The sequence below is a fragment of the Pseudomonas antarctica genome (assembly GCF_900624995.1).
Lineage (GTDB): Bacteria > Pseudomonadota > Gammaproteobacteria > Pseudomonadales > Pseudomonadaceae > Aquipseudomonas > Aquipseudomonas antarctica.
Genome location: NZ_UYXQ01000005.1, coordinates 34,508 through 49,732 on the forward strand (window position 1 = coordinate 34,508; position 15,225 = coordinate 49,732).

Annotated in this window: 14 protein-coding genes; 11 read left to right on the forward strand and 3 right to left on the reverse strand. The window is 61.3% G+C overall.

Annotated features, from left to right (window positions below):
* Positions 1–43: 43 nt before the first annotated feature.
* Complete coding sequence (locus E0F99_RS05230; RefSeq protein WP_083360347.1) at positions 44–877, forward strand: thymidylate synthase; 834 nt, start codon at positions 44–46, stop codon at positions 875–877.
* Positions 878–1,012: 135 nt separating this feature from the next.
* Here E0F99_RS05230 and cadR read toward each other — a convergent pair whose 3' ends face one another.
* Positions 1,013–1,462, reverse strand: a complete 450-nt coding sequence (gene cadR / locus E0F99_RS05235) for a Cd(II)/Pb(II)-responsive transcriptional regulator (protein WP_083356260.1) — start codon at positions 1,460–1,462, stop codon at positions 1,013–1,015.
* Between the two features lie 85 nt (positions 1,463–1,547).
* Between cadR and E0F99_RS05240 the strand changes: the two genes are divergently transcribed.
* The 10 genes from E0F99_RS05240 (at position 1,548) to E0F99_RS05285 (ending at position 12,457) form a co-directional block, all read left to right on the forward strand.
* Positions 1,548–3,830 (forward strand): heavy metal translocating P-type ATPase, encoded by a 2,283-nt coding sequence (locus E0F99_RS05240; RefSeq protein ID WP_083356261.1) that lies wholly within the window; start codon positions 1,548–1,550, stop codon positions 3,828–3,830.
* 16 nt (positions 3,831–3,846) lie between these two features.
* Positions 3,847–4,710 (forward strand): LysR family transcriptional regulator, encoded by an 864-nt coding sequence (locus E0F99_RS05245; protein WP_083356262.1) that lies wholly within the window; start codon positions 3,847–3,849, stop codon positions 4,708–4,710.
* Positions 4,711–4,943: 233 nt separating this feature from the next.
* A complete protein-coding gene (locus E0F99_RS05250) occupies positions 4,944–6,008 on the forward strand; it encodes a putative 2-aminoethylphosphonate ABC transporter ATP-binding protein (RefSeq protein WP_083356263.1) in 1,065 nt (354 codons plus the stop codon).
* Between the two features lies 1 nt (position 6,009).
* Positions 6,010–7,722 (forward strand): putative 2-aminoethylphosphonate ABC transporter permease subunit, encoded by a 1,713-nt coding sequence (locus E0F99_RS05255; RefSeq protein WP_083356264.1) that lies wholly within the window; start codon positions 6,010–6,012, stop codon positions 7,720–7,722.
* Positions 7,723–7,744: 22 nt separating this feature from the next.
* Entirely contained in the window at positions 7,745–8,758 is a 1,014-nt protein-coding gene (locus E0F99_RS05260; RefSeq protein WP_083356265.1) for a putative 2-aminoethylphosphonate ABC transporter substrate-binding protein, read from the forward strand.
* A gap of 123 nt (positions 8,759–8,881) precedes the next feature.
* Positions 8,882–10,012, forward strand: coding sequence for a TIGR03364 family FAD-dependent oxidoreductase (locus tag E0F99_RS05265; protein ID WP_083356266.1), 1,131 nt, complete (start codon positions 8,882–8,884; stop codon positions 10,010–10,012).
* Entirely contained in the window at positions 10,009–10,602 is a 594-nt protein-coding gene (locus tag E0F99_RS05270) for a phosphonate degradation HD-domain oxygenase (protein ID WP_083356267.1), read from the forward strand. Before E0F99_RS05265 ends, E0F99_RS05270 begins: the two co-directional genes overlap by 4 nt.
* Before the next feature lie 59 nt (positions 10,603–10,661).
* A complete protein-coding gene (locus tag E0F99_RS05275) occupies positions 10,662–11,252 on the forward strand; it encodes a hypothetical protein (RefSeq protein WP_083356268.1) in 591 nt (196 codons plus the stop codon).
* Positions 11,240–11,815 (forward strand): hypothetical protein, encoded by a 576-nt coding sequence (locus tag E0F99_RS05280; protein ID WP_165447604.1) that lies wholly within the window; start codon positions 11,240–11,242, stop codon positions 11,813–11,815. The genes E0F99_RS05275 and E0F99_RS05280 overlap by 13 nt, the downstream gene beginning before the upstream one ends.
* Positions 11,816–11,893: 78 nt before the next feature.
* The gene (locus E0F99_RS05285) at positions 11,894–12,457 is read left to right on the forward strand and encodes a hypothetical protein (RefSeq protein ID WP_207303083.1); all 564 of its coding nucleotides are present in this window, start codon (positions 11,894–11,896) and stop codon (positions 12,455–12,457) included.
* A gap of 3 nt (positions 12,458–12,460) precedes the next feature.
* Here the strand turns inward: E0F99_RS05285 and E0F99_RS05290 are convergent, their stop codons facing one another.
* Positions 12,461–13,828, reverse strand: a complete 1,368-nt coding sequence (locus E0F99_RS05290; RefSeq protein WP_083356270.1) for a DUF3482 domain-containing protein — start codon at positions 13,826–13,828, stop codon at positions 12,461–12,463.
* The gene (locus E0F99_RS05295; protein WP_083356271.1) at positions 13,821–15,200 is read right to left on the reverse strand and encodes a DUF2868 domain-containing protein; all 1,380 of its coding nucleotides are present in this window, start codon (positions 15,198–15,200) and stop codon (positions 13,821–13,823) included. Before E0F99_RS05295 ends, E0F99_RS05290 begins: the two co-directional genes overlap by 8 nt.
* Positions 15,201–15,225 lie beyond the last annotated feature (25 nt).

Sequence of the window (15,225 nt, forward strand, 5' to 3'; positions counted from 1 at the left end):
GAGGCTTTTGCGTAGCCTCGGCTTCAACGATACGGGTAAAAACATGAAGCAATATCTCGAACTACTGAACGACGTCGTGACCAATGGATTGACCAAGGGCGATCGCACCGGCACCGGCACCAAGGCCGTGTTTGCCCGTCAGTATCGGCATAACTTGGCAGACGGCTTCCCGCTGCTGACTACCAAGAAGCTTCACTTCAAAAGCATCGCCAACGAACTGATCTGGATGTTGAGCGGCAACACCAACATCAAATGGCTCAACGAAAATGGCGTAAAAATCTGGGACGAATGGGCCACCGAAGACGGTGACCTGGGCCCGGTGTACGGCGAGCAGTGGACCGCCTGGCCGACCAAAGATGGCGGCAAGATCAACCAGATCGACTACATGGTCGACACGTTGAAAAACAACCCCAACAGCCGTCGCATCCTGTTCCACGGTTGGAACGTCGAATACCTGCCGGACGAAACCAAGAGCCCGCAGGAAAACGCGCGTAACGGCAAGCAAGCCCTGCCGCCGTGCCACCTGCTGTACCAGGCGTTCGTGCATGACGGTCACCTGTCGATGCAGTTGTACATCCGCAGCTCCGACGTATTTCTCGGCCTGCCCTACAACACCGCCGCGCTGGCCTTGCTGACTCACATGCTGGCGCAGCAATGCGACCTGATCCCTCACGAGATTATCGTCACCACCGGCGACACCCACGCCTACAGCAACCACATGGAACAGATCCAGACCCAGCTGGCGCGTACGCCGAAGAAGCTGCCGGAACTGGTGATCAAGCGCAAGCCTGCGTCGATTTATGACTACACGTTCGAAGACTTCGAAATTGTGGGCTACGACGCTGATCCGAGCATCAAGGCTGACGTGGCTATCTGATCATTGTCTCGGTCAACAAAATGTGGGAGCTGGCTTGCCTGCGATGCATGCACCTCGGTGTGTCAGTTACACCGCAGTGATGTCATCGCAGGCAAGTCAGCTCCCACATTTGGATTGGGTTTCACCCCTCAGGTATCAGTGCCCGTGGCTTCTGCCCACGTGCGAAGGCTCTGCCTCGCTGGCCGCCACACTCCCGCTGACTTCCAAGCGCTGCAAAATCCCACATTGATCCATGCCCGGCCCACCGCCGCAGCGTTGGCGCAGGTCCAGCAACTGTTCCTGCAACGCCAGCAGCCCATCGATCCGCGCTTTCACGTGGTGGATATGCTCATCAATCAACGCATTCACGCTTTCGCATTGGTCCTGAGGGCTGTCGCGTAGCCCGAGCAGGCTACGGATTTCTTCAAGCGTCATGTCGAGGCTGCGGCAATTGCGGATAAAGATCAGCCGCTCGGTGTGCGCCTGGGTGTACACGCGGTAGTTGGCATCGGTGCGCGCCGGGGGCGGCAGCAGGCCTTCTTTCTCGTAATAACGGATGGTTTCCACCTGACAGTCGGTCAGTTTGGCCAATTCGCCGATCTTCATCGCAGCAATCTCCAAATGGGTGCTTGACCCTATAGTGGCTACAGGGTCTTTACTTGGCAACAGGCACCTTTACGGACGCGACAGAATGAGCGATTCCATCCACACCCCCAAACCGCATGATCACCAGCACGACCATGATCATGAGCATAGCCACGACCACGGCGCCAAGCTGACGCCGGTCAAACAGCACGACCATGCCAGCCATGGCGACGCTTGCTGCTCCAGCAAGGCAGCGCCTGCCGTGGTCACGCTCAGCGAAGCCCCGACCGCCGGCTCGCGCCTGAGCACCTTTCGCATCGAAGCCATGGACTGCCCCACCGAGCAGACGCTGATCCAGAACAAACTGGGCAAACTGGCCGGTGTGCAGCAGCTGGAATTCAACCTGATCAACCGCATCCTCGGCGTCACCCATGACCTGCCGAGCACCGCGCCGATCATCGAGGCGATCAAATCCATCGGCATGCAGGCCGACCCCATCGAAGAAGGCTCCCCAGCCGCCGCGCCGCCCGCCAAGAAACACTGGTGGCCGCTGGCGCTGTCCGGTGTCGGCGCGTTGGGCGCTGAAGTGCTGCATTTCACCGGCGTAGCCCCGACGTGGGTGATTGCGCTGGTGGCGTTGGTATCGATCCTCAGCGGCGGCCTCACCACCTATAAAAAGGGCTGGATCGCGCTCAAAAACTTCAACCTGAACATCAACGCGCTGATGAGCATCGCGGTGACCGGCGCCGTGCTGATCGGCCAATGGCCCGAAGCGGCGATGGTGATGTTCCTGTTCACCGTGGCCGAATTGATCGAAGCCAAGTCCCTGGACCGTGCGCGCACCGCCATCAGCGGCTTGATGCAGATGGCGCCGGAACAAGCCACGGTGCAGCAAGCTGACGGTACTTGGGTCGAAAAAGAAGTTAAAAGCATCGAGCTTGGCGCCATCGTGCGGGTTAAGCCCGGCGAGCGCATTGGCCTGGACGGTGAAGTCATCGCTGGCCAATCAACCATCGACCAAGCGCCGATCACCGGTGAAAGCCTGCCTATTGAAAAGGGCGTGGGCGATAAAGTCTTCGCCGGCACTATCAACCAGGCCGGTTCCCTGGAGTACAAAGTCACCGCAGCGGCGAACAATTCCACCCTGGCGCGCATCATTCACGCCGTGGAACAGGCTCAAGGCGCGCGGGCGCCGACCCAGCGGTTTGTCGACAGTTTCTCGAAGATCTACACCCCAGCCGTATTCCTGTTTGCTTTAGGCGTGGCGCTCATTCCGCCGCTGTTCATGGCGGGTGCCTGGTTTGACTGGATCTATCGCGCCCTCGTACTGCTGGTGGTTGCCTGCCCATGTGCGCTGGTGATCTCCACGCCGGTCACCATCGTCAGTGGCCTGGCCGCCGCGGCGCGCAAAGGCATCCTGATCAAAGGCGGCGTGTACCTCGAAGGCGGCTACAAACTCGATTACCTGGCCCTCGACAAGACCGGCACCATCACCCACGGTAAACCGGTGCAAACCGATTACTTGGCGTTGTTCCCCACCGTCGAAGACAGCGCGCCGGCGCTGGCCGCCAGTTTGGCCGGGCGTTCCGACCACCCGGTGTCGCTGGCCATCGCCAACGCGGCTGTGGATAAAAACCTGCCGAGCCACGTTGTGGATAACTTCGAGGCCTTGGCAGGTCGCGGTGTGCGCGGTGATATCAACGGCGAAACCTACCACTTGGGCAACCACCGCTTGGTGGAAGACCTTGGCCTGTGTTCGCCTGAGCTGGAAGAAAAGCTGTTCGCCCTGGAAAAACAAGGCAAGTCCGTGGTGTTGCTGCTCGACAAATCCGGCCCGCTGGCACTGTTCGCCGTCGCCGACACGGTCAAGGACAGCAGCCGCGAAGCCATCCAGCAACTGCACGATCTGGGCATCAAGACCCTGATGCTCACCGGTGACAACACCCACACCGCCAAGGCGATTGCAGCCCAGGTCGGTATCGACCAGGCCCAGGGCGACTTGTTGCCCACCGACAAACTGCAAGCCATCGAAACCCTCTACGGCCAAGGCCATCGCGTGGGCATGGTCGGCGACGGCATCAACGACGCCCCTGCTCTGGCCCGGGCCGAGATTGGTTTTGCCATGGCCGCCGCCGGCACTGACACGGCTATCGAGACCGCCGACGTGGCGTTGATGGACGATGATTTGCGCAAGATCCCGGCTTTCATTCGGCTCTCTCGGCAAACGTCGAGTATCCTCAAGCAGAACATCAGCCTGGCGCTGGTCATCAAGGCGATCTTCCTGGTCGTCACCTTTCTGGGGATGGCCACCATGTGGATGGCGGTGTTCGCCGACATGGGCGTGGCCCTGCTGGTGGTGTTCAATGGCCTGCGCCTGTTGCGCAAATAATTGATGTGAGGGTGGTGTGCTGAGTGCCGAGTTAAAGGCGTTTTTTATGGTTGCGCGCTTGGGCAGCATTACCCAGGCGGCGAAGAAACTCGGCCTGAGCCAGCCCACAGTCACCACCCAGATTCGCAACCTGGAAAGCCAGTACGGCGTTGAGCTGTTCTATCGTGGTGGCCGCCGCCTTACCCTCAGCGATGACGGCGCGCGCCTGCTGCCGATGGTCAAGACGCTATTGCAGCAGGAAGCCGATATTGAGTTTTTCCTGCGCAACAACGGCCAGGTCCAGGGCGCCTTACGCATTGCCGCCACGGCGCCGTACTACATCCTCGACCTGGTCAAAGCTTTTCGCGAACGCCTGCCTCAAGTGGACGTGTCAGTGGAAATCGGCAACTCCCAGCAGGTGCTCGAAGCGCTGGACGATTACCGCGTCGATGTCGCCGCGTCCTCACAACTGCTGGAAGACCCGCGCCTGATTCGCCGCGTACTCGGCACCGATCCCTTAGTGCTGGCGGTACACCGCAATCATCCTTTGGCCAAGCATGATCATGTGCCGCTCAACGCGTTGGCCGGGCACACCTTGTTGATGCGCGAGGCAGGTTCTACCACGCGGCGGCTGACTGAAGACATGTTGCAGGGCGCCGGTGTGAGCTATGGGCCGCTGCTGGAAATCGGCAGCCGGGAGTCGATCCGCGAGGCGGTGCTGCGCAACATCGGCATCAGCATCATCGCTCGTCAGGAAGTGCCCCATGACCCGCAGCTGCGGGTGCTGACTATCGAGAACGCGCCGCAGATTCCGGAGTATTTGTACTGCCTCAAGGAGCGCAAAGGCGCGCGTCTGCCGGCTGCCTTTCTGGGGTTGGCGCAGGAAATGTCGCCACTCTGAGGTCTTGTTGATCGTTCCCACGCTCCGCGTGGGAATGCCGCCCTGGACGCTCCGCGTCTGCTCTTGGACGTCGTGACGCGGAGCGTCACAAGATGCATACCCACGCAGAGCACGGGAACGATCGGCTATACCCAAATCCACCAATACCACTATCACTCCCTTTTGCCTTCCTGCCACACCAGGGACTCATTGCCCACCTAGCATGGCCTTCATCAGTTTGATGAGGTGCCTCCATGAACACAGCCCTGACCCACCCCGGCGCGCCGATGACGGTGCGCGGTATTCAGAAACGCTTCGGCGCCTTTACCGCGCTGGACAATGTGTCCCTGGACGTCGCCGCCGGCGAGCTGGTGTGCCTGTTGGGCCCGTCCGGCTGCGGCAAGACCACCTTGCTGCGCTGCATCGCCGGCCTGGAACGCCAGGACAGCGGTGAGCTTCGTCTTGGCAACCGCGACGTTTCCCTACTGCCGCCGCAGGCGCGGGACTACGGCATTCTGTTCCAGTCTTACGCGCTGTTTCCCAACCTCACCGTCGAAGCGAATATCGGCTACGGCCTCACCGGCAGTGGCCGCGATGAAGTGCGCAAGCGCGTCGGCCAGATGCTCGAACTGGTCGGCCTGCTCGGCAGCGAAAAGAAATACCCCGGCCAACTCTCCGGTGGCCAACAACAGCGCGTCGCCCTGGCTCGCGCCTTGGCACCGGCACCTTCGCTGTTACTGCTCGACGAACCGATGTCGGCGCTCGACGCCCGCGTGCGCGAGCATCTGTGCACCGAGCTGCGCCAACTGCAGCGGCGCCTGGGCATTACCACGCTGATGGTCACCCACAACCAGGATGAGGCCATGTTGATGGCCGACCGCATTGCCGTAATGAACAACGGCAAGGTCGAGCAATACGCCACGCCCCAGGAAATCTACGACCGCCCGGCCACGCCGTTTGTGGCGGAATTTGTCGGCCAGGGCAACTGGCTGCCATTCAACCGCAACAGCGCAAGCCATGCCCAGGTCGGCGGGATGAACATGCGCCTGGCCGACGATGCTGGCGTGGCCACGTCTGGGCGCCTGTTCTGCCGCCCGGAAGCCATCAGCGTCAACCCGCCGGTGCATGAGGAAAACCTGTTCCCGGCCAAAGTCCGCGAGATTACCTTTCTCGGCAACCGCTGCCGCATGAGCTTTGAACTGGAGCAACTGCCCGGCCACCCGCTGCTGGCCGAATTGGCGCCGGAAGCCATGCCACGCCTGGGGGGCCAGGAAATTTGGGTCGCTTTGCCGCCGCGCAGCCTCCAGGTGTTTGCCTGAGATGGCGGCTGAAATGACGCTGCCGATACCGCGCCAGGCTTCCCGCGCCGAAACAGGTGATCGCATTTTTGTGCTCGGCGGCAAACTGCTGTGGCTGTTGCTGCTGGGTGTCGCTGTATTGCTGCCGTTGCTGGCGATTTTCTGGCGCGGTTTCAGCAGTGACGCCGGGCAGGGCGGCGGCCTTGTGGCGGCGCGGGAGCTGGTGACCAGCGCCAACTTCCACTGGCTGCTGGGCAACAGCCTGAAAGTCTCCCTCAGCGTGGCGGCCATTGTCGTACCGCTGGCCTATCTGTTTGCCTACGCCCTGCAACGTACACTGATTCCCGGCAAGGCGATCTGGCGCGGCCTGTCACTGCTGCCATTGATGGCGCCGTCGATGCTGCCGGGCATTGCGCTGGTGTACTTATTTGGCAACCAAGGGATGTTGCGCGGGTTGCTCTCCGACAACATCTACGGCTTTTGGGGCATTGTGCTCGGTGAAGTGATCTACACCTTCCCACACGCGTTGATGATTTTGCTGTCGGCACTGTCGCTGGCGGATGCGCGGCTTTTCGATGCTGCATCGAGCATGGGCGCCAGCCCCGCACGGGCGTTTCGCAGCATCACTTGGCCGGCCACGCGCCAGGCAGTGTTCGCAGCGTTTTGCCTGGTGTTCACCCTGACCATCACCGACTTCGGCGTTCCCGTGGTGGTCGGTGGCGATTATCAGGTGCTGGCGCTGGAGGCCTACAAGGCGGTGGTCGGCCAGCAACAGTTTGGTCGCGGCGCATTGATCGGCATGGTGTTGCTGCTGCCGGCGTTGTTCAGCTTTGGCGTCGATGCCTGGTTGCGCCGTCGTCATGGCGATTCCATGAGCGGCCGCGCTCAAGTGTTCCAACCGGCGCCGTCGCGCCTGCGCGATGCTTGCTACCTGGCCATTGTGCTGCTGATCTGCGCAGTGTTGCTGCTGGTGTTCGGCATGGCGGTGTATTCCTCGCTGGTGAAGTTCTGGCCGTACAACCTGTCGTTGTCGCTGAACCATTACCAATTCGAGGACACCGCAGGCGGCGGTTGGCTGGCCTATCGCAATAGCCTGACGATGGCGCTGTGCACGGCGCTGATCGGCAGCGTGTTGATCTTCACCGGCGCCTACCTGATGGAAAAGACCAAGAGCCAGAAAGGCCTGAACCTGGCATTGCGCATGCTCAGTTTTGTGCCGATGGCCGTGCCGGGCCTGGTGCTGGGCCTGGGCTACGTGTTCTTTTTCAACCTCAACGGTAACCCGCTGCACGTGTTCTACGGGACCATGACCCTGTTGGTGGTGTGCACCATTGCTCACTATTTGACCACTGCGCAGATGACCGCCACCACAGCCTTGCGCCAGCTTGACAGTGAGTTCGAAGCCGCCGCGCTGTCCCTCAAAGCGCCGCTGTACCGCCATTATCTGCGCGTCACCGTGCCGATTTGCCTGCCGGCGCTGCTGGACATCGTGCGCTACCTGTTCGTGTCGGGGATGACCACCGTGTCCGCCGCGATCTTCCTCTACAGCCCCGACACTATCCTCGCCGCCGTCGCCGTGTTGAACATGGACGACGCTGGCAACGTGGGCGGCGCTGCGGCCATGTCGACCCTGATCCTGTTCACCTCAGTCAGCGTCTCGCTGCTGCTGGCGTGGGCTTCACGTGGCGCGTTGCGCCGCTCCCAAGCCTGGCGCCAGACCGCGCCCGGCCAATAAACATCCCTGAAGGAGGTGCTCCATGTTCAAGCCCCTGGCGCTGGTCGCTGCCGTACTCACCGCATTCAGCCTGAATGCCTTCGCCAAGACCGAGCTGACCGTGTATACGGCCCTCGAAGCTGAGCAATTGAAGACCTATAAACAGGCCTTCGAAAAGGCTAACCCTGATATTGAGATCAAATGGGTGCGCGACTCCACCGGCATCATCACCGCTAAGCTTTTGGCCGAGAAAGACCGCCCACACGCCGACGTGGTGTGGGGCCTGGCGGCTTCTAGCCTGGCGATCCTCGATCAGCAAGGGATGCTGGACAACTACGCGCCCAAGGATCTGGACAAGATCGGCAAGAATTACCGCGACGCCGCCAATCCACCGGCGTGGGTTGGCATGGACGTGTGGGCCGCGACCATTTGCTTCAACACCGTCGAAGCCGAGAAACAAGGCTTGAGCAAACCGGTGAGCTGGCAAGACCTGACCAAGCCTGAGTACAAGGGCAAGATCGTGATGCCTAACCCGGCCTCATCCGGCACCGGTTTCCTGGATGTCAGCGCCTGGTTGCAAACCTTCGGCGAGAAGCAGGGCTGGCAGTACATGGACGACCTGCACCAGAACATCGGCCAGTACGTTCACTCCGGTTCCAAGCCTTGCAAACTGGCGGCTTCCGGTGAGTTCCCGATTGGTATTTCCTTTGAATACCCGGCCGTGCAGTTGAAGCGCCAGGGCGCACCGTTGGACATCATCCTGCCGAAAGAAGGCTTGGGCTGGGACATTGAAGCCACCGCCGTGATCAAGGGCACGCCCCATGCTGATGCGGCGAAAAAACTCGCTGACTTCTCCGCCAGTACGGCGGCGATGGACCTCTACAAAGAAAACTTCGCTGTGCTCGCCCAGCCGGGTATTGCCAAGCCGCAGACTGAGCTGCCGGCCGATTACGAGCAGCGCTTGATCAAGAACGACTTTGCCTGGGCTTCGAAAAGCCGCGACAGTATCCTGACCGAGTGGCGCAAGCGCTATGACGGAAAGTCGGAAAAACAGTGACTGATCGTTCCCACGCTCTGTGTGGGAATGCCGCCTTGGACGCTGCGCGTCCGCTCTTGAAAGTCGTGACGCGCAGCGTCACTGGATGCATGCCCACGCACAGCGTGGAAGTGAGAGGAACGCATGAGTAGTGATCTCTTAGTCGTCGGCGCCGGCATCCTCGGCCTATCCCACGCCTATGCGGCCGCCCGTCGCGGCCTCAAGGTCAAGGTGTTTGAGCGCAGCGCCACGCCGCTGGGCGCCTCGGTGCGTAACTTCGGCCAGGCACTGGTCACTGGCCAGCCGCCGGGGCCGATGCTCGACCTGGCCCAGCAAAGCCGCGATATCTGGGGGCACTGGGCACAGGTGGCCGGGCTGCAACTCAAGCGTAATGGCTCGTACCTGTTTGCGCGTACCGAGGCGGAGGAACATCTGCTGGAGGCCTTCTGCGCCGGTCGCGCACGCGCGCACGGCTACAACGTCGAGCTGCTGCAAGGTGCGGCGATGCAGGATTTATATGGCGGCCAGTTTCGCCATCACCGCGCAGCGCTGCATGGCAAGGATGACCGACAGCTCTATTCACGCGAAGCGATCCCGGCGCTGATCAACTACCTGAGCCAGGAACTGAAGGTTGAGTTTCACTTTTCCACCCTGGTACGCGACGTCGAACCGGGCCATTTGCATAGCACCGCGGGCAGCTTTCGCGCCGAGCAGATCATTGTTTGCTCCGGCCATGACTACCAAACCCTGCTGGCCGAGGCGATCAGCGAACTCAACCCGAGTATCTGCCGCCTGCAAATGCTGCGCGCGCGGCCTGCGATTGACCTGAGCCTGCAACACGCGTTGCTCACGGGGCTGAGTTGCGTGCACTACGGCGCCTTCGCCGACCTGCCGGAAGCGGCGCCGGTGCGGGCGCAGATCCTGCGCGACGCGCCGCACCTGCAGGCGCATGGGATTCACCTGCTGATCAGCCCCACGCCTCATGGCGAACTGATCATCGGCGACTCCCATGACTACGGCAGCGACCCCTCGCCGTTCAACGCCGAGCAGGTCGATGACTGGTTGATTGACCTCGCCGAGCAGACGTTGGGTTGCAAGATCCAGGTGGTGGAGCGCTGGCAGGGCGTCTACGGTTCGCGCGGCCCGGCACCGTTTTCGTTCCTGCGCGCGGCGCCGGGCGTGAGCGCGGCATTGATGCACAGCGGCGTAGGCATGAGTGTGGGACCGGCAATGGCCGAACGAAATATCACGGCATTGTGGGGCGCGGCGTCATGAACAAAGAGCAGGTGATTGCCGAACTATTCGCTTTGTACGAGCAGCACGGCACGGCCGATTACATCGGCGAGCCGTTGTCGCAGCTCGAGCATATGTCCCAGGCCGCGCAGTTGGCGATGGCGGAAGGCTTTGATGATGAAGTGGTCCTGGCGGCGTTTTTCCACGACATTGGCCACCTCTGCGGCCAGGGCGGCGAGAACATGGCTGGTTATGGTGTGGTCAGCCACGAGCGCCTGGGCGCGGACTATTTACGCCGCGCGGGCTTCAGCGAACGCATGGCCAAACTGGTGGAGTATCACGTGCAAGCCAAGCGCTACCTGACCTTCACCCAGCCGGACTATTACGCCCACCTGAGCGAGGCCAGCCGCCACACCCTGGGTTACCAGGGCGGCGTGATGACGGCTGAAGACGCTCACGCCTTCGAGCAAGACCCGCTCTGCCAGGTCAGCCTGCGCATGCGTCACTGGGATGAGCAGGCCAAGGACATGCACGCCCCGGTGCTGGATCTTGAGCCGTTGAAAGCAATGGCACACCGTCTGCTGATCGCCGGTAGCGTGAATTCATACACGCAGCCCGGAAGCGGCGGCTAGCGAGGTTTTCGTCTGGCTCATTACTCTCATGCGACTTCAGCCACGCAAGAGAGCATGTGATGCGTTACTTGAAAGCGACCGCCCAGGATCGCAGCGGCAATGGTATGGCCGACACGGTCATTCTGCATTTTTATGAGCGCCACTCCGCTGGCGTTGACGAGTTAGTTCATGAAGCTGTGGCAGTGGATATGGATGCCGATGAGGTCGTGGACTTTCAGTTCGCCGGTGACATCAACGGTGACGGCAAAAGTGATGTCCTTGATAGCTGGTTGCTCAAGGCGTTTGCCAATACGTTCTTGAAACTGAACTGGTTTAACGACGGCGAGCGTTGGCGGCGCACGCTGGCCATCGTCGCGATTCAGAACGAGGCAAAAGACCCTCCCAGCGGCGTGCAGTTGAATTTCCTGGACCGCCGCAGCCCGCTGCGCAAACCCATACTGGCCTACCAGGCCGCCGGCGACGATGCCGACGATAACGGCGTATTGGAGTCATTCAGCGCTACCGATGTAGACCGAAACGGTGTCGCTGACAAAACCGACAAAGCGCTAATCCGATCCATGTGTAACACCTTTCTCGCGCTCAAATGGTATGACCAGGCTCGTCCGACTGTGAGTGAGCGCAAACCAGGAGTAGATCAATGCGTTATTTGAAAATTTTCGCCCAGGACCGAACAGGGGCTGGCCAGGCGGATACTGTATTGCTTCAGTTCTACCAGAGCACCCCTGGTATTCAAGACAGCTTGATCAGTCACGCTGTGGCGTACGACTTCCCGACTGATGGGGAAATCGACTACAGCAGAGGGGATGTGACGAATGATGGTCGGGAAACCCGCCTCGATAAAGTGTTGTTGGACAGGTTTGCCGCTGCCTATTTGAAGCTCAACTGGTTTAACCCAGGGACTGCCTCAACGCGCCACATGAAGATTTTTTCCGAAGACTTCTACAAGGACGGCACACCCGACACCGTGCGTCTGCACGTGCAAGAAGGGGCGGGCGTTATTAACCCACCCACGCTGGTCGCCTGGAACGCCGCTTATGACTTTGATAACGACGGAATGCTCGAATGGAACATTCATTTCGATATCAACCATGATGGCGTGATCGACGACGTTGACCAGCGTTTGGTCCAGCAGTTGGCTGAGCTCTATCTGCTGTTCAATTGGCACGAGCCTGAAGCCTTTGAGGTCAAGGTCGTCGATATCCCGGCTTCGTGAACGGTGAATGTTCGCCTGTCGTCGTTTCTTACTTGATGTGGCGCCAGTAGTACCTGTGATCAGGCCCTGGACAGAACTATGTTGGGGGCCTGGTTTTTTACTGAGGCAGTACCTATGCGTTATTTGAAAGTGGTCGTGCAAGATCGTAGGCAAGAGGGCCAGGCAGACACGGTGAAGCTCAACTTTTTTCAACGAGACCCGGATCTACCCGACGAATTGGTACACGAAGCCGTGGCGTTGGACAGGACGGCTGATGGCGCGGTGGACTTTCAGTCGACCGGGGACATTGATTTTGACGGGGCGACTACGCTCAAGGATCGGCGGTTGCTCAAAAACTTTGCCAACCAGGCACTGAAGCTCAGCTGGTCTAATAAAGGTGAGGTCGCAGCTCGTTCAATCGACCTGTATGTCAGTCGTTTCAATAAAGCGGGTATGGCCGTGGAGGTTCGAACGGATTTTTATCAGCACAAGAATTCGGCAGGCAAAGACGAGTTGGTGCACAGCACCACGGCCAGTGACCACAATGGCGCCGGTATTTTGCAGCCCTCTGGGCATGACGATCAGTGTGAACTGTTCGATACCGTAGACGAAAAAGCCATCCTCGCCTTGAGCAAGTTGTACCTGGAATTCAACTGGCACTGAGCATCAATCATCCTTGAGTTCCTGCGCCAACGCTTGAATCTGCTCCTGGCGTTCGGTCTGGCTCAGCTTCGGCTGCGGGTTCAGGGACGACCATTGCGGATAGGCGCGGGCCTTGTTCAACGCATCCGGCAACTTGCCTTCACGCCAGGTTTTGTCCTGAGGCGTGTCGACTTTGATGCTGTGCATCGCCGCATGCCCGCGTAGGTTCAGGGCCTTGAGCAATTGGCGTTGGCGCAAGGCGAGCAGGCGCAACACGCTGTCGTCGACGGTCAGCTCGCGGTGGCCCTTGAGCTTGCCCAACAGGCGGCTGCCATAGCTGCGCGCGGTTTGCAGCGCACCACCGGCAATCGCACCGGCAATCGCGGCAGCGCCGAGGGTCAGGCCGCCGACCAGCAAGTCCACACCGGCACCGGCAGCTGCGCCTGCAGCAATGCCGCCACCGACGCGCACGCCGAGCTGTTTGAGGGTTTGCGGGTTGAACAGGTCATCGCCCCAGCGGCCGTCCAGCAGCGGCAAGTCGCTGGCGGCGGCATCCTGTGGGCGAAAGCCGAACAGTTTGAGCAGGGCATCCACGCATTTTTGCTCGCGTTGGCGTACCGCTTTGCGCAAGTCGCTGATCGCTTGCTGTTCGTCTTCGGTGACCACGCTGCGTCGGCATGCGGCGCAGTCGATCAACAGCTCGGCGATCAACCGCGCGGCGCTTTGCTGGCGGGCCTGGCGTTGGGCCTCCTGGTCAAGAATCAAACGCTCCAACTGCGGCCGCGCGTTCTCCAGCAGCAGGGCCAGGCTTTCATACAGGCGGCGCTCACCGTCTTGCAGCGGCGCTACGCTGTCGAAGCGCACCAGCGCGTGCAGGCCGAGGCGGGCCAAGGCTTCGCGCCAGTCCGGCTCGCGGTGGTCGCTGCTGCTGACGAAGTTGAGCACTGGCAACAACGGCTTGCCGCAACTGGCGAGCACTTGCAGCTCGTCGCGGTACTTGGCGAGCACCGGCTCGCGGGCGTCGATCACATACAGGCCAGCGTCGGAGGCCAGTAACTGGCGCAGCACCTTGGCTTCCTGTTCGAAACGCTGACGCGCCTCGCTGCCTTCCAGGAACCGCGCCAAGCGTGCCGGGCCGTCGAGACGTTCGCCGGGGCGGTCCAGGCGCTCCAGGTAATCAAGCAGGGCGATGGCGTCTTCCAGGCCGGGCGTGTCGTACAGCTCCAGCAAGGCTTCGCCATCGACCGATAAGCGTGCACCCTCGACATGCCGCGTGGTGCTGGGGCGATGGGACACGTCGCCGAAGCCGACATCCCGCGTCAGCGTACGCAGCAGTGAAGTCTTGCCGACATTGGTGTGGCCGACCACGGCGAGTTTCAGCGGTTTAGTCATGACCGGTCTCCAGCCACGTGAGCGGCGCGCAGTCGGCGAAAGGCAATTCAAGCTGTTGCAGCGCAGCGTGCCAGTCGCCCAGCCGTTCGGCGTCCAGCGCTTGGCCGGATGGGGCTTGCAGCAGCCATACGCGGGTGGCCGTGGCGCTGCGTGCCAGCTCGGCGATCAACGCCAAGCTGCCGCGATCCGGCGAACGGCGGGGGTCGCAGGCGATGGCCAGTCGCGCAGGCGGGAAGCGCGTGAGCTGTTCCAGCAGTTTGTTGCGCGATTCGCGGCTGTCGAGGATGCCGGCGTTTTTAACGCCGGTCGGCAGTTTGGGTGGCCAAGCGTGCTGGTCGTCCAGTTCGATGGCCACCAGCAGGGCGCCGTCGCTTTCCAATTCGCTGACACCGCCGCTGACGTGGTGCAGCTGTTCGGGCGCGGCATCGTTGACGCCGAGCCGCTCGCTGCTCGGCATCAGGCGTTCGCGTAACTGGCTGTAGCCGGGCAGGTTGAGGTCCAGGCGCAGGACGGCGCGCCCGCGTTTCCAACACCACAGGCACAGCAGCGCGAGGATCAACCGGGGCAGCAGGCCGTAGACCAGCAGCACGCCCACCAGCCAGGCGGCCCAGGCTTGGCGCGCGCTTTCGACATTCAGCGCGGAGTCGCCACTGGCGCGGATCATCTCAATCGTCGGCACGTTGAACCCCAGCAAGGCTGGCAAGCGGCCTAGGGCTTGGGTCACGGCGACAAAGGTGTCTGCACCGAGAATGGTGGTTTCCCACACAAAGCCGTAGCGCCGGGTGGCCAGCAGCGTGAGCAGAATCACCATGGCGCTGAGCAACGCCAGCAACCACAGGCTGTTGACCAGCACGCCCACCGCCCAGCGATTGAGTTTCTGGCGTTGCAGCAACAATAATAGTGCTGGCGCCAACTGGGCGGCCTTGGCGTCACGGGCGAGCTTTTCACTCAGCCACAGCCACAGGCGTCCGAGGCTGGCGCTGTGTTCGCCGGCAAACAGCAGGCCCAAGGCCCAGCTCAGCAGCAGGATCAGGTTCAAGCCGAGCAAGCTGCCCAAGGCCCAGAACACATTCACCGGCGTTAAGCCGTTGCCCAGTGCGGCAAACGCCAGGCCGGCGCCACTGATCACCGCGACCACTGCCAACAGCACCAGCGCCAAGCGGGCGCCTTGCAGCCAGCGAGTGAGGGCGGCGGTCAAACCGTCGCGTTCGGCCAGGTGCAGGGCGCGTAGCTGGATGCGCGTTGGCAGGTCGCCACCGGCCGTGCGGGCCAGGCGGTTGGCTTCCAGGTCTTCCAGGGGACCTGCGTGTTCTTCACGCAGGCGCACGGTTTCCGTCAGCCAGAGTTTGTGCAGGGGGTTCAGTGCAGTCACGCGCTGTCCTGTTGAGCAAGTAAGG